Origin of the sequence: Paenibacillus sp. (genome assembly GCF_031177825.1) — a bacterium.
Taxonomy (GTDB): domain Bacteria; phylum Bacillota; class Bacilli; order Paenibacillales; family YIM-B00363; genus Paenibacillus_AE.
In genome coordinates, this window is the sequence record NZ_JAPSKE010000004.1 from 203,168 (window position 1) to 223,226 (window position 20,059).

Consider the following 20,059-nt stretch of genomic DNA (forward strand, 5'->3'; position numbering starts at 1 on the left):
TCTTACGACGCGCCCTTCCCCGTTCGTCCGAGCTCGCCCGGCGTCGTGCCCCAGAACCTGCGGAACATCTTCGTGAAATGGCTGACGTCGCGATAGCCGACTGCTGCGGCGGCTTCGTATACTTTGGCGCCGTCCATCAGGAGATCGCGAGCTTTGGTCATCTTCCGATCGATTAAGTATGCGGAGAATGCGACGCCGGTTTCTTTCTTGAACAGACGGCTTAAATAGGCCGGGGCCAAGTACAGTCTTTCCGCGGCGGTGTGCAGCGTAATGTCGAGACTTAAGTCTTCTTCGATCATCGCCAGCAGTCGGCTGATGAGCCGATGCATCATCGTGCTGCGCTGCAGTCCACCGTAATGTACGATGCGCCGGGCCGCCCGCTGCAGCCAATGCACCGCAAGAACAGGATTTTTCAATGCCTCCGGCACCATGAATTCGCCGAATTCTTCGCCCGCCGTCTCTCTCACCGACCAACCGTTCTTGTGAATCGCGCGGATCAACAAGCTGTAGAGATAGATCGCCTGTTCCTGAAAATATTCGAGAGACCGAACCCCTTCGCCGCGAGGGTCGAATCGTTCGGCGATCAACTCCGCGGCACGGTCCGCGGCCCCCATGCCAAGCGCCGTCTCGAGCTCGCGTTCGAATTCGGGGGTCGCTGGCGCCGGCAAGCCGTCTTCCCCTCGATCCGCGAACGGGATCACCAGGTTGCTGCCCAACCAGGTCCGCTCGAGCAGCGCGCGGATCGCCTGGCGGTACAGCGTCGGAGCGTCTCCTCGACCGCCGAGCGAAGAGACGCCGGCGCTGGCGGTTCGCTTGAGCGCGTCTTCGGCCAGCGCGAGCAGCTTCGACGCGCCGTCGTTCGCGCGGAACGCGAACTCGTCCGCAGTCTCGTCCTCCTTGCCTATATACAAAGCGGCGACGCGCTGCTCCGCATCCTGAAAGACAAGGACCCCCTTTGTACTGAAGAAGTCCTCCGCGATGCTCTGCAGCGCGAACGATTCGAACGAAGCGTCCTCCGTCGCCGGCTCGTCGGTCGGATCCAACTCGAACGCCGCCAACGCATACAGCCGATCCGTCGGCAGGTTCAATACCAACCGCCCCGCCTGCCGATCGAGTTCTTCCTCCGAATAATCCCCATGGATCCATCGGCTGAAGAACATCGTCCGAAGCAGCGGCAGATGCTCCTCCCACCTCCGCCGCAACGCCAAAAAATCGACTTCCGCCTCCCGCTCCTTGCGGATCCGCTCCGCCGTTTCCCGAACCGCCTCGACGATTTCGTCTTCGCCCGCTGGCTTCAATAAATACCGGACGGCGCCCAGCTCCAGCGCCCCCTTCGCATACGCGAAATCGTCGTGACCGCTCAAGATGATCACTTTCATTCGCGACCCTCGCGACAGCGCCTCCCGCGCGACGGACAAACCGTTCATGCCGGGCATCTGGATATCGAGCAGGAGAATGTCCGGCTCCAACCGCTCGATCATCGCTAACGCGTCGATTCCGTTCGTCGCGGTCCCGACGACGTCGATTCCGTACTCCTCCCATGGAATGGAATAGGCAGTGCTGTAAAGAAGTCTCGGTTCGTCCTCGGCAAGAAACAGGTTCAAGCGACTCCCCCTCCTCGGCCTTCCATCCTGCACAGCTCGACCGGAATACGAACGACGCTGCGCGTACCCCGCCCTTCCTCGCTTTCGACGACGACGCCGCTCCCTTCGCCGTAATACAGCTTCAATCGCGTCTGGACGTTCACGAGTCCGAACAATTCGCCCCTCGGCTGGTTGAACGAGCGCAAAGACTGCCCCGTCACCTTGTCCAACTCCTCCCTTATGTAGCGAAGCCGTTCCTCCGGGATTCCGTTCCCGGTATCTTCCACGCGAATGACGAGAGCGTCCTCTTCGACGTCGGACGAGATCGTTAGCGTCCCGCCTCCAGGCTTCTTCTCGAGACCGTGGACGATCGCGTTCTCGACGAGGGGCTGAAGAATGAGCTTTAATACGAATAACCCGGCGCTCTCCGGAGAAATCCGTTGCTCGAACGAGATCGAATCGCCGAAACGAAGCTGCTGGATTCGGATGTAATACTTCAAGTGCTCCAACGTCTCCTGCATCGTGAACGCTTGTCTGCCCTTCATGAGGCTAAGGCGGAAAAACTTGCTTAGACACAACACCATCTCGCTGCTGGCTCCCGCTTCGTAATTTTTCGTCTCCCAGTAAATCGAATCCAGCGTATTGTATAGAAAATGGGGGTTGATTTGCGATTGCAAAAATTTCAGTTCCGTCTCCGTCTTCTGCAACAAGTGCTCGTAGCTTTCCCGAATGTACCGCTCTTCCAGCTCGACCATTCGGTTGAATTCTTCGGTCAATAGTCCGAACTCGTCCGTCCGACGGTTCGGCAGTTGTACCTGCCGTTTGCCGGACTTCCATTGCCGCATGCCGTTCAACAGGCTGCGCATCGGAGACGCGATGCCGGAGTAGACGATCAGCGAGACGCCGCAGGCAAGTAGAAGACTAATCGCGATCATGACGACGGTGAATCGCTGGAGCTGGGCCGGCTCGTGTTTAATGAGACGCTCCGGCTGGATGAGGATCATGGACCAGCCGGACGACTGGGACGAGACGCTCGTCACATACATCGGATCGGAGGAATACGGCACCCTCCTGCCGGATACGTTCCGTCCGACCCACTCCCTCCAAGGGACGGATGCCGGTTCGGATAATGTGGAAGCGATGAGTTCACCTAGCGGGGATACGAGAAAGATGTGAGAATCGTCGGTAAACAACAATCGATTGCCGAATTCGAGCAGCGTCTTCTTGGAGACGGACACCCCGACGACGCTGCGCGATTCGGCGGTCCCATGGATGCCGAGCCCCATCTTCCGGGTCATCGTCAACAGCCCTGAGTTGTGCGCGGGGTCGAAGGTAGGATCCCCGTACATATACGACTGCTGGGGATGAGTCTGGGGCGCGTCCTGGGACGGTAAAGTGAGGACGACGCCGCCTTGCGCGGCGATCGTCGCTTGGTACCAATCCAGATCCGCGTAATGGAACGGGCGTCCTCCCGTCGTCGGAGAGATCAACGTCCCGAGCGGATCCACGATCATCCAGACGTCCTCCACCTGCTTGCTCATGAACGCGATGTTCACGATTTGCCGTTTCAGCGTTACGGCGTTCAAGATCGTCTTCGTCGGACTGTTTTGGTCCGCCAGCAGCCTGTTCATCTCCTGATTGCCTGAAATATGAACGGTTAATTGGTCGACGTTATTCATGAACATGTCGATCTGATCCAGCGAAGACAGCATGGCTTCCCTCGTCCGGACATCGACTTGATCCCGCACGATCTGCTCCGATCGATCGAGGGCGTAGAGGCTTACCGCGATAATCGGCGTCAAGATGAGCAGGAAATAGAACGTCAACCTCCATTGAATCGATCTTTTCATTAGGTCTACCAGCGTCACCAACGGCGTCAACGCGCTCCCACCCTTCGGCCCGACGCCCGCTTCCTTAGCGAAACGGAAACGTTACAGCGATTCGATATATTCCTTCATGTCGATCGTTCGTCCGGAGCGTCGCGAAGCTTCCGCGGCGAAGGCGATCAGATGGCTCTTCGCGGAGACGATCCCCGACGTGAGCGATGCCGGAGCGCCTCTTTCCAACTGCGACACGAATTCGCTCATCAGCATCGTGTCCGCCCCGTTGTGACCGCCTTCCACCTGTTCCGGATAATACATCCGTTTCGCGCCGCCGAACCGTTTGACTTCGATTTCGTTGAGGTCTTCGTTGCCGCGGATTTGGCCTTCGGTTCCCATGATTTTGAACGTGCGCGCGTTTTCTTCCGTAAAGCCGGTCATGGTGAACGAGACCGTTACGTCCCCTTCGAAGCGCAGGTTCACGACCTGATGATCGACAACGTCGTTATCGCACCGATAGACGCATCGACCGTAGGGGCCGGTCCGTATCGCTTCCCACCGGTCCTCGAGTTTGTTCGAGATCGAGGCGGCGCGCTGAACGAAATCCGTCTTCTCGTTGCAATACCACTTGATCGCCGAGAAAGGGCAGGATCTCTCGACCGCGCAGCCGTCCGTGCAGCGCGCCGCGGAGCCTTCCGGCGCGTTGCCCTCGTGAAAATACGAGAGGCTTCCGAACGAGGAGACGGCCACGCACTCGGCGCCGACCAGCCACTGCAGCATATCCATATCATGGCAGCTCTTCTGCAATATCATGGGGCTCGACAGCCCCGCGTTGCGCCAGTTCCCGCGGACGAAGCTGTGCGCTTGATGCCAGTAGCCGACGTTCTCCGTCCACTGCACGGTCATGACGCGGCCGATCGCGCCGCTGTCGACGACCCGTTTCACTTCCTTGAAATAGGGCGAATACCGCATCGGGTGACATACGGTCAAGACCCGCCCAAGCTCCTCCGCGCGGCGCGCGATGGCTAGCGATTCAGAAGGGTCCGTCGACATCGGCTTCTCGAGCAAAATGTCGTACCCTCGTTCGAGCGCCCTCATCGTGGGCTCGTAATGATCGTTGTCCTGCGTGCATACGAGCAGCGCCCGACACAGCTTCGGCCGAGCCAACAGCCGCTCCCAAGTTTCGAACCGGCGTTCCTCGGGAATGCCGTGGAGCTCCGCGAAGCGCGTTCTTCGCTCCTCGTCCGGCTCCGCCACCGCGACGAACCGGATTTCGTTCGGCCGCATCCGCGCATATTCCCCGTACGCGAACATGCCTCTCCCGCCGGCGCCAAGCAATGCCGCTTCAATCATTCGTTTCCACTCCCTCCCGCATCATCCCGTTCCGCTCACGTTATGGATTAACATTCATACCATGCGGTCGACGACGGCTTTCGCAGTAAGCTTGATAGAGTCGTACGCAGTGTCTTTCAATTCCATAGTTACTAGCGTCAGCAAGACGTCCAACAAATTCATCTGCGCGATCTTCGTGCTGAACGATCCGCCCTGCAGCGGCATCTCCTTCGATGGGACGAGCAGCGTAATGTCCGAGACGGCCGCGAGCGCGGATTCCCCGTTACCGGTCAGCGCGATCGTCGTCGCGCCGTTCTTCTTCGCCCGGCGGAACGCCTCGACCATATCGACCGTGCCGCCGGACGTCGAGATGCCGAACACGACGTCCTGCTCGCCGGCGAGCGCCGCCGTCATCGCGATAATATGGGCGTCGCGCTGCGCTTCCGCGTTCATCCCGATGCGCATCAGGCGGTAATAGACGTCTTGCGCCGTCGTACCCGAAGAAACAAGGCCGTACACGTATATTTTCCTCGCGCCGATCAACGTCTTGACCGCCTTCTTCAATTCGATCATGTTGATCGTGCCCAGCGTGTCCTGCACCATCCGTTCGTTGTTCGCCGTCGTCTTGCGGGCGACCATCTGGTAATCGTCGTCCTCGTCGATTTCGTCGTTAATATGCGTCGGCAGATTTACTAAATCGATCGCGATCGACAGTTTGAAATCCTGATACCCCTTAAACCCCAACTTACGGCAGAAACGCAGAATCGTCGTCTCGCCGACGCCGGCTTGCTCCGCCAAATTCGTGATCGTCGCCATCATGGCCGAATCCGAATGTTGAAGAATGAGGTCGGCGACCTTCTTCTCGGTTTTCGTAAGCGACGGATAGATGACCTTGATCATCAATAACGTATCTGTTTGGTTAGGCATTTTTCCATTCTTTCTCATGCATCGACCTTCTCTTTCAACGCTTGCACGAAGCGTTTCGTAATGACCCTCGGGTTTCCCTTTATCTTATCCCTTGATTCCGCTGAACGCGATACCCTTGACGATATAGTTCTGCAAGGCGACGAAGAACACGATCAACGGGACTGTACACAGCACCGCGCCCGCCATGATGAGCGGATACTCGAGACCGCCCCGCGTATTGCCTTGCAGCGCGCTCATGCCGACGGACAACACCTTCATGCTCTCGCTGTTCACGACGACGAGCGGCCACAGAAAGTCGTTCCAGCTCCACAAGATTCCGAAGAACGCCATCGTAGCGATCGCCGGCGTCGTGAGCGGCAGCAGAACGCGGAAGAAAATCGTGCCGTAGTGCGCGCCGTCGATCTTGGCGGCCTCCTCCAGCTCCGCGGGCAGCGTCAGGAAAAACTGCCGCAACAAAAACACCCCGTACGCGGAAAAAATTTGCGGTACGATCAGTCCCGCGAACGTGTCGATCCATCCCAGCTTCACGACCTCGAAATATTGCGGAATCAACACGACCTGTCCCGGGACCATCAGGAGCGCAAGCACGATGACGAAGAGAACGTCGCGACCGGGAAATTTCAGCCTCGCGAAGCCGTAGCCCGCCATGGCGCACACAAGCACCTGCGGCAAGACGCGCCCGAGCGTCATGATGACCGTATTTTTCAAATACGTCCCGAATTGCACGCGTTCGAACACTTCGACGTACCAACCGAAGTCGAACTGCGTCGGAAACCAGACGGGCGGAATTTGCACCGAATCCGCGTACGTCTTCACGGACGTCGTGATCATCCAGAAGAAGGGCAAGAACATGAACGCCGCGCAGAGCAGCAAGACCGTATGTAGGACCGTCTTGGAGGCGATCGACCGCATGCTTGAATTCTCCCTTCTCATTCGTAGTGCACCCATCGTTTCTGCAGACGGAGCTGAACGAGCGTAATGAGCAGGATGACGAGGAAGAGCACCCATGCTTGCGCCGACGCGTACCCGATCTTGAAGAATTGGAATCCGTTCTGGTAGATGGAATAGACCGCCGTTCTCGTCGCCTCGAGCAGCACGCCGCCTCCGCCGCTGCTGGAGCTCGAAGCGAAAATGTACACGAGGTCGAACACCTGGAAGGAAGAGATGAAGCTCGTGACGGTCACGAAGAAGATCGTCGGCGTCAGCATCGGAACCGTGATATTCAAAAACCGTCCGACCGACGACGCCCCGTCGATCCGCGCGGCCTCGTAATACGATTCCGGGATCCCTTGCAGCCCTGCGAGCAGAATGACCATATTGGAGCCGATGCCCGCCCAGACGGAGATAATGATGACGCTCCATAGGATGACGTTCGGATCGGTCAGCCAGGACGGGCCGTCGATGCCGACGAGCCCGAGCATGAAGTTAATCAGGCCGGTGGAAGAATTATAAAGCCACTTCCAGACGACCGCGATCGCGATCGGCATCGTGATCGAAGGAATAAAGAAGATCGTCCGGTACGCGTTGCGGCCCGCCATGCGTCGGTCGAGCAGCGCGGCGACGAGGATCGACGCCGCGACGGTCAGCGGCACCGCGATGAGCGCGTAGATGCCCGTCGTTCGCATCGCCTTCAAATAGACTTCGTCTTGGAACAATCTCGCGAAGTTATCGAGACCGACGAAGGAAATCGAAGCGGAGCCGTCCCAATTCGTGAAGCTCAGTACGAGCGAGAACAGCACCGGCAGGACGACGAACGCCAGCAACCCCAGTACCGCCGGCCCGATAAATACATATCCCCATAACGCCTGACTGCGAAGCCAACGCCGCATGATTCGAGCCCCCCTCCGGCAAATACGTCCCGCCCGATCCGAGCGGGAAGGCGCTTCGTTGCGCCGACGGTTTATTGACCGAGCGTCGCCAAGATTTCGTTCGCTTCCTCCTCCATGGCCGCCAAGCCTTCCGCCACCGACTCTTCGCCGATCCAGATGTCCGCGAAGTGGTTGTACATCGGCTGCTCCCATTCCGTCGAGAACGAGGTCGGATACGGGATGCCGTATTGGGTGAATTCCGCATATTCCTTGAGGCGCATCGGCGCCGCTTCCGTCCATTTCGCTTGGGCGGCGGCGTAAGCGGGAATGACGAGCCCGGTTTCCGCTTGCATGTTGCCGAATTGTTCGGAGCCCAGGAACTTCATCAGCTCCCATACCTCGTCGGGATGCTTCGTCTTCGCATTCGCCACCCAGCCGACGCCATGGATCGTGAACGCCTTCCGCTTGCCTTGAGGCAGCGGGGACACGTCGACGTTCTCCTTCAGGGCGTCGTAATAACCGCGCACCATCCACGAGCCGTCGTAAATCATGGCGACCTTGCCCGATTGGAACAGTTGGGCCGGATCGTTTTCCAACAAATACTTGCCGTCCGGCGACACCTTATCGTCGTGAATCATGCTTTGAATGAACTCGATCGCTTCGACCGCTTCCGGCGAGCCGAGGTTTACCGACTTCTTGTCTTCGTTCATGATCGTGGCGCCGTTCTGCACCATGAACGGAAAGTGGACGGTGTACGCGTTGTCCGGCAGCGCGATGCCCCACTGCTTCGTCTCGCCGCCTTCGACGATCGTCAGCTTCTTCGCGGCGTCGCGGAGATCGTCCCACGTCCAATCGCCCGTAGGATATTCGAGTCCGGCGGCGTCGAACATGGCTTTGTTATAGAACAAACCGATGCTGTCCATGTCCTTCGGAATGCCGTAGTGCTTATCGCCAGCTTTATATAATTCTACAATCGGTTGAACGAATGGGTCGAAGCTGAAGCCGTCGCGCTCCGCAAGCTCCGTAACGTCCAGCAGGAAGCCCTTGCTTTGGAACTTCTGGAAGCTAGGTCCATCGATCCAGGTGAGATCGGGTCCGTTCCCCGCTGTGAATGTCGTCTGCAGCTTGGCGTAATAATCGCCTTCCTGCGTCTGTACGTCGACCGTAATGTTCGGATGCTTGGCCGTGAACGCCTCCGCCGCTTGCTTCATGACGTCCACTTGATTCGGGTCCGCCACCCACCAGCTCAGTTCCACCTTCTCCCCATCGGTCCCGGAGCCTCCGTTCCCGCCGCATGCCGCAAGTCCGATCGCGAATACCGCCATCGCCGCCGTTACCCCTCGAAACCGATACCGTTGATTCATCTGAAACCCACCTTTCGAAATTGGTCGATGCTTCGCGAATCTATTTTGTCAGTTCAATGAAGTGTCCGGCCTTCCGCGATAGGTAACACGCTTCGACGACTTCCAGCGTGCGGAGGCCGTCTTCCCCGGCGATCTCCGGAGGACGGCCGTCTCTTACGCCTTCCACGAACTCGCGGATCAGCCCCTCGTTCAGATCGTCCATCCAAGGGAGAAGCGTCGTATTCGCGCTTCCCGCGGCATACCAGCGGGACGACTGTCTGAACAGGTCCAGCGTGATCGTCCCCCGTTCTCCGACGATCTCCATCGTCAAGTCGCCCCAGATCGGATACGCGTCGGGCATCGACCAGCTCGGATCGATCGAAACGATCGTCCCCGATCGCATCTCCAGCAGCGCGACCCCGCAATCCTCGACCGCCCCTTGGTCGCGAAAGCTCGTCTCGAGCTCGGCGAATACCCGGCGGACTTCATCCCCAAGCATCCACCGGATCGCGTCGGTCAGGTGCACGGTGTGGTCCGCGGCCGCGCCGCCCCCCGACAACGCCGGATCCTCGAACCATCCCCCGGGCCGCTTGCCCCGATTCGACGAACGAACGGCGAGCACGCGTCCGAGTTCCCCGGCTTGGATCCGTTCCCTCGCGATGCGCGCCGCCGTCGCATGCCGGACGGGGAAAGCGATTCGGAGAGTAACGCCCTCCTCCCGACACGCGCGAATCATCTCTTCGGCGTCGGCGGTCGTCGTCGCGATCGGCTTCTCGCACAAGACATGTTTTTTGGCCCGCGCGACGGCCACGACGTGCTCTTTGTGCTTCGCGGTCTCGGAGCAGACGATTACCGCTTCGATCGGCAGCGATAGAAACGCGGACAAGTCGGCGACGTATTCGGCGCCGTACGTCGCAGCCGCCTCGCGCCCTCGCGTCTCGTCCGCGTCCCAGACGGCGGCGAGCTCCGCGTCCGGATGCCGCCGAAGCTGCGCCGCATAGGAGTGCGCATGCATGTGCGCGAAGCTCAGAATTCCCGCCCTCATCGATGGTCCCCCTCTAGAGCGAGCGTAACCGGACGGCCCGTCCGGGCCGATTCGACGGCCGCCCGGGCGATCTCGAGCGCCTTCGCAGCATCGCGCGCCGACACGATCGGTTCCGTTCCGTCAAGCAGACAATCCGTCATATGCGCGAGTTCCAGCTCATAGCTGTTCCGGCTAAGGCACATGTCCGGAACGGCGACGGGCTGCGGCACGCCGGGGCCCGAACGTGCATATACCCGAAGCGGCGCGCTATCCGCCATATGCTCGACCAGCATCCCTCCGGTGCCGGACAGCTCGAACGAGCTGGCGAATTCCGTGTGCGCCCAAGATCCCTCGAGGTGGGCGATCGCGCCGCTGCGCATGCGAACCGCGATCAGGGCGTAATCGAGCGGCGCGTCCCCCGAACCGCCGGCGCGCAGCGCGGTTACCCGCTCCGCTTCGCCGAACGTCCACCGAAGCCAGTCGATGTCGTGAATCAGCAGATCCGTAATGACGCCGCCGCTCTTCGCGGGGTCGAGGTACCAACCGTCCGCGCCTTCGGGAAACCGGGACCGGCGCGACATCCGAATCGTCCCGACCTTGCCCAGCTTTCCCGATAAAACGAGCTCCCTCGCCTGCACGTACTCCGGACAAAACCTGAGATCGTGGCCGATCAGCAAACGAACGCCGCGCTCCCGGCAGCGCGCGATCATCGCGCTCGCCTCCTCCGGATCGAGGGCGATCGGTTTCTCGCAGAGGACATGCTTCCCGGCGTCGGCGGCTTTCTCCGCGAACTCGCGATGCAGATGCGTAGGCAGGCAGACGTCCACCGCGTCGAACTCGGAAGACTCGACCATCGTTTCGAATGAATCGTAGGCCGCCGCGCCGCATGCGTTCGCCAACGCTACGGCTTTGACCTTGCTTCTTCCTAGAACGGCCGTAACCTTCGCCCGCTTGACGTTCCGCCATGCGGTCGCGTGTTCGGCTCCCATCGTGCCCGTTCCGATAACGGCCACCTTCAGCATGCTCGCACCTCCCGGCTATTCCACGGTAAAGCCCGCTTCGATCAGCAGCCGTTCCAAATTATGCCTTGCCCGTTCGGCCCGACGATCGGTTTCTTCCGGCGGGATCGGCTTGCCGTCGCGGTCCAGCTTCTCGACGATGACCGGCCCGTCGAAGCCGCGCGCTCGCAACAGCCCGAACATGCCGGGGAAGTCGTAGTCTCCCTCTCCGGGAACGGAGAAATCATAGCTGCGAAGCCCGCGGCGGCCCTGCTCCTTGGCGACGAAGGAAACGACTTCATCCGCGACGGATGGCAAATCCGTCTCGGGGTCGACGCCTGCGTAGTACCCCACGTTGCCCGGATCGTAACACGCTTTGACGAACGGCGACCCGATGCGCTTCAGCGTATCGAGCAGGATCGGCCCCGTGGCGGTATTCCCGGTATGCGGCTTCAGGGTGATGCGGACGCCCAGACGCTCCGCATCGCGCGCAAGCGCTTGGTAACGCGCGACGAACCGGTCGTTCAACGCTTCGTATTCGTCCGGCGGCAAGGGGATGTCAGGAAAAGTGCGGTAGCCCCAAAACCCCAACGTATTCACCTCGGGGATTTCCAGCTCGCTCGCGAGCTCTAGCATGCGCACCGCGCGTCCGGAAGGCAAGTCCGGGTGGAACTGAGAGTGAGCGAACAGCACTTCGGGCTTGAGTCCGAAGCTCCGGAACAGCGCCCGCACTCTTGCCGATTCCGCCGGGTCTTCCTCGGTCGGCACGGGATCTCCCGCGTGCGCGGTGCCGAATGCGACGTAACGGTATCCGGCCGCGACCAACCCTTCGAGCGCGCGCTCGAAGGGTTGGTCGTGATAGGGCAGCGTCAATCCTACGATTTTCGTCACGGCCGCCATCCCTCCCGTTCTACAATTCCGCCGGCGAAACGGCCCGGCCCGTCGAAGCCGACGCATTGGCCGCGACGGTCAACTCTAGCGATTTCAACGCGTCCGCGTAACTCGACCGGACCAATCCCGGGTCGTTCGCCAAGATCGCTTGAATGAACGCATCGTCCTGCGCCTTAAAGATGTCGGCGACATCGTTCTCGAACGTCTCCGTATTGCCCCGCTCTACGATCGTCAGCTTTGTCCCTTCGTACACGACGCGGAAATCATGTCCTTGGATTTCAATCCCGAAACGGTGGTCCGGCTGAATGCAGCACGTGTCCAGATGTCCGATCGCTCCGGACTCAAACCGCAGCGCGACCGTCGTCACGTCGGGGATGTCCAAGTCCGGCTTCACCCCGAGGTGGCGGGTCGCCATGTTGGCGTATACCGCGGATGCGTCCCCCGCGAAATAACGCATGAAATCGGCGACGTGCGTCGCCTGCTCCACGAGCTGGCCGCCGGACTTCGCCATGACTCGCCACCACGGCGTTTCTACGAAGCCGGACATGTAATGCGCCCGGACCATGCCGATCGTCTTGCCTTCCAAATACGCCTTCGCCTTCTCCACCGTGCCGATGTAACGAAGCGCATACCCCGAAGAGGTGACGACGCCTGCGCGGCGGATCGCTTCCGCCTTCGCGCGCGCCTCGCGCACGTCGAGCCCGACGGGCTTCTCTACGAATAAATGGATTCCGCGGGAAGCCGCGTTCTCCTCGATGTCCGCATGAGCGAAGGGGGGCACGCAGATGAACAGCGCGTCAAGCGGCTCCGCTTCCAGCATCTTCTTGTAATCCACGTACGGCTTCGCGTCATACGCGCCGGCGGCTTTCGCGGCGCGCTCCTCCACGACGTCGCAGACGGAGACGATCCGGGTATTCGCGTTATCTCTCATATGCTTCAGATGGGTTTCGGCCATGCCGCCGACCCCGACGAATCCGATTCGCAGTGTCATACGCGCAAACCTCCTTATGTGTGTAGACGGCGTATCGGCCTACCGCACTCCGCCGTGAATGATAACATCCAGGTGCCGAGCCGTATCGTAGACGAGCTGGTAAGGCGCATAAGGGTAAGCGGACAGCTCCGCCGTCAACGGACCGTCGTAGCCGATCGCCTGCAGCGCTTCGCGAACCGCGATCCAGTTGACGTCGCCGGACAATAGCGTGACTACGCCGTAGGCCGTTCCAACCGAGCGTCGGAAGTCTTTTACATGAATTTTTTTAATTCGGGAGCCGAGAATCCGGATCGATTGCTCCGGGTAGCCGAAATTTATAATATTTCCTACGTCGAAGTACGCGCCGACGACCGGCGAGCCGAGTTCGTCGATGTACCTTGCCATCTCGAGCGGCGAGTACAGAAATTTGTTCCATACGTTCTCGACGCCGATGTCGACGCCGTTCCGTTCCGCGACGGGGATGAGCTTTGAGATCTCGTCCTGACTGCGCTTGTACGCTTCGTCGTACGGTTCGCCCTTGTCGTTGACGAACGCGGGGACGAGCAAGGCGGTTTCCATTCCGAGCAGTCCGGCGACCTCTAGCTGTCTCGTTACGATGCGACGCCCCCGTTCCCGCGTTTCCTCGTCCGGCGAAGATAAGGAGCTCCCCCCCATTAAGCCGCAAGAGATGCTCTTTAACGCTAGCCCATGGGAACGGGCGAGACGGCCGAGCGCTTCCAGCTCCTGCGTCGTGGATTCCATCGTAATGCCCGGATTTCCCGGCTGCTGCAAATTCAACTCGATCGCGTCGTATCCCGCTTTGCCGCTGTGCTCCAACACCGTCTCGATCGGCGTTCCGTCGGGAAAACACCATTGATTAATCCCTTTCAACACGTTTCTCAGCCTCCCGCGCATTTGTTTTGCGTTAACCAAATCTTAACATCGTGTCAGGTATTATTCCATACTTATTTTTACATTCTGAACATTTTTTCCTTTTTGTCGAATATTCCGACTATTTAAGGCGTGAATCGCCCATTTTTCCTCCCGGATGCCTCCTCTATGGATCCTATCCTACGAAAAACTTCGCGTCCCCCGACATAGGTGCTAAGCAGTTTCCATCCGGCGTCGAGCAGTAGAAAGTCGGCATCCATACCGGCCGCCAACCGGCCTTTGCGATCGGCGACGCCGGCTTGCCTAGCCGGCACGCTGGTGAGCGTCGGTAGAATTCGTTCGATCGGGAGGCCGGTGAAGGCGATCGCATTGCGGAACGCCTGCAGCATATCCAGGCCGCTGCCGGCCAGCGAAGAGCCGTCGGACAGCGTGACCTTGCCTCCGCTCATACGGATCCGGATCCCCTCCGTCTCGTACAAGCCGTCGGGACAGCCCGCGCAAAGCATGGCGTCCGTAACAAGTACGATGCGATCGGTCGGCTTGGCGTCGAACGCCAACGCGATCATCTCCGGATGAATGTGATATCCGTCCGCGATCAGCTCGATCGTCAGCTCGGGCATCCGCAGCCCGGCTCCGGTGACGCCGGGCTCTCTTGATTTCAAGGGACTCATACCGTTGAAATGATGCGTGACGTGCGTGACTCCGAGTCTCGCCGCTTCCTGCATCTGTTCGTACGTCGCATCGGTATGTCCCGCGGATACGGTTACATTTCGCTGCGCCAGACGGCGGATCACCCGTTCCGCCCCCTCCAGCTCCGGCGCAATCGTGACCATCCGAATCCAACGGCCCGCGGCCTCCAGGTAGCGATCCATCTCTTCCAGGTCGGGTTTCCGCAAGGATGTAGGATTCTGTGCGCCGCCCCGCACCGGATTCAAAAACGGCCCCTCGAGATGAATCCCGATCATATTCGCGCCCTCTCGGCCGAGAGCGCCCTCCTCGGCGGATTCCCGCCATTGGTCCAGCGTACTGACAGTCGTCATGCAGTCGGCGGCGACGGTCGTCGCCAAAAATGAGGTCGTTCCGCGGCTTGCGTGATACTTGCTCATTCCCGCCAGCGAAGCTTTTCCATCCATCCCGTTGAAGCCGCCGCCTCCGTGTACATGGACGTCCACGAATCCCGGCACGATCCGTTTTCCGCCTGCATCCTTAATCTCGGTCCCTTCTCTTCCATCAATCTCCGCTCCGCCGACGGCCTCGATGCGGCCGCCGGGGCCGACAAGCATTCTTCCGTTGACGATTCGGGTACTCGGCGTGTAAATTTCGGCGTTGACCCATAACGCGGAATGGTCTGCCATATGACTTCTCCTCTCGGCCTCACAGTTTGAAGACAATAAGATTATGGTAGATCATACCACGATGTCATGTTTATTTCTATATTTTATATTGATTTTTGGATATTTTTTTCCTTTTCCGCTGCGACGATGGCATAAAAAAAAGCCCATAAGCGGGCTTTTATAATGCGCTAAGCAATTCCTGTCTCGCTTCCATAAGCCATGAGTGCACTACCTTAAGCTTGTCCCTTTGTTCCCAGACATGGTTTAAGTAAACCAATACCGCCCCATCCAGATCGAAAGCCTCTAGTTTATTTCTCATCGTTTGCTGATATGGATGTGCGCCCGGTAGATTCCATGAAACTTTATCGGCGGCAAATAACACTTTATCCAATTGACTTGCCCCTGCCTTTAGGGTCGTATGGCACTCAATGGCGTTTAGTATGGACAGATTCGTACACCCAAAGATTTCCTTCGCCATATCCTTCGAAAGCTTCTGATGGATAATTCTCGGGAAACGGATTTCTTCTTCTAAAATATCGATGGATCGAGTTTCGACGACACTCAACATCCACTGGATCGGAACGACATTGCTAACGTCATGAAGTAGCGCCGCTTCCGAAGCGAGCGTCTCATCGACGCCGAACCGCCGAGCGATTCGAACGGCTTCGTTCGCGACGTGTAATGTATGATCAAGGGTTTCTTGGTCATGATGAGCTTCGAAAAGCGCCTGGACGTCTTCTCTTACATCCCCTGAAAACTCGATCCCGCCAATAAACCGTTGATAAGCATTAGTTCCGCTCATGCTCTAGCACCCGACGAGGCATCTTGCACTGCGTCCAGCTCGCTCCGCATCATCCTTACGTTTTCCTTGTGACTTTCTACAGTCGACGGCGACAGAAATGCAAATTCCTGTTCTAATCGTTGAATCGCAGGTTCATCTTTATCGATGATCGCTGTTCTTAACCGCGTTAAATAATCGGAAGCCATCGTTATTCTGCCGGCCATCTCTGAACGATTAACGGTATACCGGCCATGTCCAGGGACTAGCATCTTAACGTCATGATCGTTCATGATCGTCGCTGCTTTGTTCAATGTTCGTTCATACGCGAACGCGCTGTCATGAATAAACGGGAGTTCGAAGTCGGATAAATAATCCCCTGCCAAAAACAAACCCAGCGAATCGACAACCGTGAATAACCCGTCGAATGTATGCCCCGGGGCTTTATAAAATGTTAAAGTCGTAGATCCGATCGCAAGCCGTTGGGCGTCCTGCTCAATGACAATATCGATATCGGGAAACTCGACTTCATAGTTCCGAGCAATGTAATAGGTAGCGTCGAATTCATGGATGAGGTTGACCTTATGCTCCTTTTTGGGATGGTTTCTCATTTCCAAGCTTCCAATCGTCGTTGCCCCGGGGAAAGCGTTGTAACCGAGAATGTGATCGAAATCGCCGTGCGTGAACAATAGATAACATTCTTTCTCTCCCCGAATCGCCTCGACATGAGCCTGGATCTCTCGGATTTCACCGGGCAGCCATGTCGGATCTACGATGATGACGACTCCGCCTACATGGATAACCGTAGAGGTTGTCTGAAACAAGGCGCTTTGAAATATCGTAATCTGCTCGTCGGTATATTGGATCATCGTTGCACACCCCTGTATCAAGAGATTCTTCTAAACCTTGTTCCCTCTTCCTTACGATTGCCTATTAACCGCTTCCATTACTACCGTTACACCGCGATCTTCGTACTCCTTTAAGAACTTATCCCAATTCGATAAGTACGTCCATCCATTGATTCGGGGGATGTATGGCCCCTAGGCGTTAACACGATCCCGACAAGGGTAATTTTACCACATCGCACTGAAAAAAGACCGGCCCGCGGCCGGTCTTCTTCCTGTTTACATCTCCTCGGACAGCGCGGACAACCGGCCGCCGCGAATAACGACCTGGAAGCGGAACAAGAACAGCCGCGCTTCGTCCCCTTCTCCACACTCCATGCGTCGCTCATCCCTTGACCCCCGAAGCGACGATTCCTTCGATAAAATATTTCTGCGTAAACGCGAAAAGAATCAAAAGCGGGATGACGAGCATCGTCGTGCTCGCCATCAATAAATCCCATTGCACTTGATTTTCGTCCCGGAACATGCTGAGCGCAAGCTGCACGGTCTTCATCTCGTCCGAATTGGTGATAATGAGCGGCCATGTATATTCGTTCCAGGAAGCCGTAGCTTTCAAGGCGACCAGCGTGGCGAAGACGGGTTTGCTCAAGGGAACATAAAGGTGAAAGAACGCCTTGACTCTGCCCATACCGTCGAGCTTTGCCGCATCGTCCAACTCTTGCGGAATTTGCAAGAAAAACTGCCGGAACAGAAATACTCCGAAGGAACCGGCGACATAAGGGGCGATCAATCCATTGTAAGAGTCGATCCATCCTAGCCCTCCTTGCCCCCACAGATCGTTCCCCCCGGCCAACGGGATATGCTTGAGAACCAAAAACACGGGAATCATGGTCACTTGAGGCGGGATCATGAGACCGATGAGAGAGAGAAGAAATAAGATGTCCCTGCCCTTGAAATTCAATTTGGCGAACGCATAACCGGCGAAAGAATTAATGAGCAAGCTGACGAAAACCGTGACGATCGTGACGTATAACGTATTGGATACATAGGTTCCCCAGTCCCCGCGTTGAAGCGCTTCTGCATAATTGGCCCAATCGAGCCGCTCCGGCACCCAAACGAATCGAGGCGAAAAGATTTCATCCATCGTTTTCAATGAAGTGAGGATCATCAGAAAAAAAGGGAGAAGCATCGCGACGGATAACGCCAGCATAGCCAACGAAACCGGGACGATGAACTGTTTCCTAGGCATTCGTACTCCCCCTTCCTCCGAATCGGAAATTCGCTGCCGTGACGAGGCCGATCGCGAGCAGCATCACCATGGATAAGGAAGCGGCGTATCCGATTTGAAACTGCTGGAAGGCGCGAATATAGATTTGATGCACCAAGGTCGTCGTCGAATTCAGCGGTCCGCCGTCGGTCATAATCATGATCTGTTCGAAAACATTAAAGTTATGGATTAACCCGGTAACGATCAGGAAGAAAGTAATGGGCTTGATCTGGGGGATCGTAATATGGAAAAATTGTCTGAGCCCGCCTGCACCGTCCACTGCCGCCGCTTCGTAAAGATGCCTCGGAATGCTCTGCAGCCCGGCTACATAGATGACAATGTTGTACCCTAAGGATTTCCAGACGCTTGTGAAAATAACGGCGGACAACGCCCACTTCGCGTCGTATAACCACTGCTTCCCAGCGATCCCCAGCGCCTCCAGCAGCGAATTGGCGATCCCATGGGAAGGTTCGTAAATCCACATCCATATCATGGAAACCGCAACCATGGAGGTTACATGGGGGGAGAAGAAGCTTAGCCGAATCCACTTGGTTCCATACAGTCTGTAGTTCAGAAGAACGGCAAAGATCAACCCCAACGCGACGGTAAGCGTTAAGGTAACCGCCGTGTAAACAAGCGTGTTTTTCATAGAGATGAAGAAGAACTGATCATGTAGCAGCGCCGCGTAATTGCTCCAACCGACCCACTCGATTGCGGACAAGTTGTAATTGGTGAAGCTTAAATAGAGATTGTAAGCGATCGGGAACAGCACGAACACGGCCAAAAACAAGTAAAACGGCAGGATCAGCGCGTAACCGACCGGTTCCGAGTTCAGCTTCCGTCTTCGCTTCTTCACGGCTGCTTTCAGATTTATTGTGCGATCCAATGCGATATTCCCCATGACGCCACCCCCATCGTCTGATAACTTCTGCCTCTTATTTGATCGTTTCCAGCTCTTTGACGAGTCCGTCTTGAGCGTCCTTCAACGCTTGTTCCGGTCGCTTGGCGCCGGTAAGCGTTTCTTCATAGGCCTGGTGAATGTACTTGTTATACGTGGAGGTGAACGGCGTGATCGGCTTTCCTTTGCCGTATTCCACATATTCCACCAAGACGGCATTGATTTCCGGATGATCTTCGATAAATTGCTGCTCCAACGACTTGCGGACGACCGGAATTTGCAGCGCCTCGTATCGCTTCCACATTTGTTCCTTAGACATCATGAACTCGATAAACTTCCAAGCCTCCTCCGGATGCTTGCTTGTTTTGCCGATCGTAAACAACCGGTATCCGGTAAAAGCGTATTTCTCTTTCTGTTTCAAGACGGGGGCGTACCCGAGTTGATCCTTCAGCTCCGGGTGATTTTTGATCAAGTTGCTGATGGCCGAGTTCGTCAGGAACGACATGGCCGCGTTCCCGCTGACGAATGGCGCGGTGTCCTTCTTTTCATAGTTGTAAGGAATCGCCACTTTGTTGTATAAATCAGCCAAGTATCGAAACGCCTCGACGGACGGCTGATCCGCGAAAACCGGAATCTCCTTCGCCTCGTCGATAATCGGCGACCGGTTCTGACGCATGAACGGCTCGAAGAAAGAACTCGCATTGTTCAACGGGACGTCGAGCCCCGCACGCACGATCTTGCCGCTCGCGTCCCTGACGGTCAACCGTTCCGCATAGGCGGCCAGCTCCTCCCAGTCGGTCGGCGGCTTCTCGGGATCCAGTCCCGCTTCTTGGAAATAGTCTTTACGGTACGTCAGGATTTCAGGGGCGGCGAAATAGCCGAGACCGACGGTTTTTCCTTTGTATTTTCCCATCGCCAATGCGCTTTCGCTGATATCGTCCTTATCCTCCCACGCGCCGATCCGATCGTCCAACGGAAGAAATTCGTCCAGCGCGCCTCGGGTTCCCATGAAAATAAGATAAGCCGAAAATACGTCCGGGTACGTCCCGCTGAGCTTGGCGGCATTGAGTTTCGTATCGATATCTCCCGCGCCCGGCGGCAAGATCGTCGTTCGGATTTTAATGTTGGGGTGCTCCGCTTCGAACGCTTTGGCCGCATCCGTGAAATACTGCTCGTTCGCGCTCCCCTCCCCCGGAAACCAAAAATTCAAAGTCACGGACTCGCTCGCATTCGAGCCGGCTCCGGAGCCGGCGCTCCCCGAGCAAGCGGATAAGACGGCTCCAAGCATCGCGGAAAGCAAAATAAGAAACATCCGTGTTCTCTTCATCTTCATGTCTTTTCCTCCCTATG

At 57.4% G+C, this 20,059-nt stretch carries 18 protein-coding genes; all 18 read right to left on the reverse strand.

The features are described from left to right. Positions 1–2: 2 nt before the first annotated feature. Positions 3–1,604, reverse strand: coding sequence for a response regulator transcription factor (locus RIN49_RS06690; RefSeq protein WP_309119382.1), 1,602 nt, complete (start codon positions 1,602–1,604; stop codon positions 3–5). Next, positions 1,601–3,463 (reverse strand): sensor histidine kinase, encoded by a 1,863-nt coding sequence (locus tag RIN49_RS06695; RefSeq protein WP_309119383.1) that lies wholly within the window; start codon positions 3,461–3,463, stop codon positions 1,601–1,603. Before RIN49_RS06695 ends, RIN49_RS06690 begins: the two co-directional genes overlap by 4 nt. Before the next feature lie 51 nt (positions 3,464–3,514). Then, the gene (locus tag RIN49_RS06700; RefSeq protein WP_309119384.1) at positions 3,515–4,756 is read right to left on the reverse strand and encodes a Gfo/Idh/MocA family protein; all 1,242 of its coding nucleotides are present in this window, start codon (positions 4,754–4,756) and stop codon (positions 3,515–3,517) included. 54 nt (positions 4,757–4,810) lie between these two features. Beyond that, positions 4,811–5,662 carry a MurR/RpiR family transcriptional regulator gene (locus tag RIN49_RS06705; protein WP_309119385.1) on the reverse strand — a complete coding sequence of 284 codons (852 nt, stop codon included), beginning with the start codon at positions 5,660–5,662 and terminating at the stop codon, positions 4,811–4,813. A gap of 84 nt (positions 5,663–5,746) precedes the next feature. After that, positions 5,747–6,574, reverse strand: a complete 828-nt coding sequence (locus RIN49_RS06710; RefSeq protein WP_309119386.1) for a carbohydrate ABC transporter permease — start codon at positions 6,572–6,574, stop codon at positions 5,747–5,749. A 17-nt stretch (positions 6,575–6,591) separates the two neighbouring features. Then, entirely contained in the window at positions 6,592–7,491 is a 900-nt protein-coding gene (locus RIN49_RS06715; RefSeq protein ID WP_309119387.1) for a carbohydrate ABC transporter permease, read from the reverse strand. A 71-nt stretch (positions 7,492–7,562) separates the two neighbouring features. Further along, complete coding sequence (locus RIN49_RS06720; RefSeq protein WP_309119388.1) at positions 7,563–8,834, reverse strand: ABC transporter substrate-binding protein; 1,272 nt, start codon at positions 8,832–8,834, stop codon at positions 7,563–7,565. Between the two features lie 40 nt (positions 8,835–8,874). Beyond that, the gene (locus RIN49_RS06725; protein ID WP_309119389.1) at positions 8,875–9,858 is read right to left on the reverse strand and encodes a Gfo/Idh/MocA family protein; all 984 of its coding nucleotides are present in this window, start codon (positions 9,856–9,858) and stop codon (positions 8,875–8,877) included. Next, positions 9,855–10,859, reverse strand: coding sequence for a Gfo/Idh/MocA family protein (locus RIN49_RS06730; protein ID WP_309119390.1), 1,005 nt, complete (start codon positions 10,857–10,859; stop codon positions 9,855–9,857). The genes RIN49_RS06725 and RIN49_RS06730 overlap by 4 nt, the downstream gene beginning before the upstream one ends. Before the next feature lie 15 nt (positions 10,860–10,874). Beyond that, entirely contained in the window at positions 10,875–11,726 is an 852-nt protein-coding gene (locus RIN49_RS06735; RefSeq protein WP_309119391.1) for a sugar phosphate isomerase/epimerase family protein, read from the reverse strand. Positions 11,727–11,745: 19 nt separating this feature from the next. Continuing rightward, positions 11,746–12,717, reverse strand: a complete 972-nt coding sequence (locus RIN49_RS06740; RefSeq protein WP_309119392.1) for a Gfo/Idh/MocA family protein — start codon at positions 12,715–12,717, stop codon at positions 11,746–11,748. 39 nt (positions 12,718–12,756) lie between these two features. Then, positions 12,757–13,590 (reverse strand): sugar phosphate isomerase/epimerase family protein, encoded by an 834-nt coding sequence (locus tag RIN49_RS06745; protein ID WP_309119393.1) that lies wholly within the window; start codon positions 13,588–13,590, stop codon positions 12,757–12,759. Between the two features lie 122 nt (positions 13,591–13,712). After that, positions 13,713–14,942: an N-acetylglucosamine-6-phosphate deacetylase gene (gene nagA, locus RIN49_RS06750; protein ID WP_309119394.1), complete on the reverse strand. Its 1,230-nt coding sequence runs from the start codon at positions 14,940–14,942 to the stop codon at positions 13,713–13,715. A gap of 157 nt (positions 14,943–15,099) precedes the next feature. Then, positions 15,100–15,723, reverse strand: a complete 624-nt coding sequence (gene yqeK, locus RIN49_RS06755) for a bis(5'-nucleosyl)-tetraphosphatase (symmetrical) YqeK (RefSeq protein WP_309119395.1) — start codon at positions 15,721–15,723, stop codon at positions 15,100–15,102. After that, positions 15,720–16,568, reverse strand: coding sequence for an MBL fold metallo-hydrolase (locus RIN49_RS06760; RefSeq protein WP_309119396.1), 849 nt, complete (start codon positions 16,566–16,568; stop codon positions 15,720–15,722). The genes yqeK and RIN49_RS06760 overlap by 4 nt, the downstream gene beginning before the upstream one ends. A 361-nt stretch (positions 16,569–16,929) precedes the next feature. Further along, a complete protein-coding gene (locus RIN49_RS06765; RefSeq protein WP_309119397.1) occupies positions 16,930–17,793 on the reverse strand; it encodes a carbohydrate ABC transporter permease in 864 nt (287 codons plus the stop codon). After that, entirely contained in the window at positions 17,786–18,712 is a 927-nt protein-coding gene (locus RIN49_RS06770; RefSeq protein WP_309119398.1) for a carbohydrate ABC transporter permease, read from the reverse strand. Before RIN49_RS06770 ends, RIN49_RS06765 begins: the two co-directional genes overlap by 8 nt. Before the next feature lie 34 nt (positions 18,713–18,746). After that, complete coding sequence (locus RIN49_RS06775; RefSeq protein ID WP_309119399.1) at positions 18,747–20,042, reverse strand: ABC transporter substrate-binding protein; 1,296 nt, start codon at positions 20,040–20,042, stop codon at positions 18,747–18,749. Positions 20,043–20,059: the final 17 nt, after the last annotated feature.

Coding starts and splice junctions, on each gene's coding strand:
- RIN49_RS06710 (WP_309119386.1), bottom strand. CDS start 6,574: ATGCGGTCGATCGCCTCCAAGACGGTCCTACATACGGTCTTGCTGCTC.
- RIN49_RS06740 (WP_309119392.1), bottom strand. CDS start 12,717: ATGACACTGCGAATCGGATTCGTCGGGGTCGGCGGCATGGCCGAAACC.
- RIN49_RS06765 (WP_309119397.1), bottom strand. CDS start 17,793: ATGCCTAGGAAACAGTTCATCGTCCCGGTTTCGTTGGCTATGCTGGCG.
- nagA (WP_309119394.1), bottom strand. CDS start 14,942: ATGGCAGACCATTCCGCGTTATGGGTCAACGCCGAAATTTACACGCCG.
- RIN49_RS06705 (WP_309119385.1), bottom strand. CDS start 5,662: ATGCCTAACCAAACAGATACGTTATTGATGATCAAGGTCATCTATCCG.
- RIN49_RS06760 (WP_309119396.1), bottom strand. CDS start 16,568: ATGATCCAATATACCGACGAGCAGATTACGATATTTCAAAGCGCCTTG.
- RIN49_RS06700 (WP_309119384.1), bottom strand. CDS start 4,756: ATGATTGAAGCGGCATTGCTTGGCGCCGGCGGGAGAGGCATGTTCGCG.
- RIN49_RS06725 (WP_309119389.1), bottom strand. CDS start 9,858: ATGAGGGCGGGAATTCTGAGCTTCGCGCACATGCATGCGCACTCCTAT.
- RIN49_RS06770 (WP_309119398.1), bottom strand. CDS start 18,712: ATGGGGAATATCGCATTGGATCGCACAATAAATCTGAAAGCAGCCGTG.
- RIN49_RS06715 (WP_309119387.1), bottom strand. CDS start 7,491: ATGCGGCGTTGGCTTCGCAGTCAGGCGTTATGGGGATATGTATTTATC.
- yqeK (WP_309119395.1), bottom strand. CDS start 15,723: ATGAGCGGAACTAATGCTTATCAACGGTTTATTGGCGGGATCGAGTTT.
- RIN49_RS06730 (WP_309119390.1), bottom strand. CDS start 10,859: ATGCTGAAGGTGGCCGTTATCGGAACGGGCACGATGGGAGCCGAACAC.
- RIN49_RS06775 (WP_309119399.1), bottom strand. CDS start 20,042: ATGAAGATGAAGAGAACACGGATGTTTCTTATTTTGCTTTCCGCGATG.
- RIN49_RS06720 (WP_309119388.1), bottom strand. CDS start 8,834: ATGAATCAACGGTATCGGTTTCGAGGGGTAACGGCGGCGATGGCGGTA.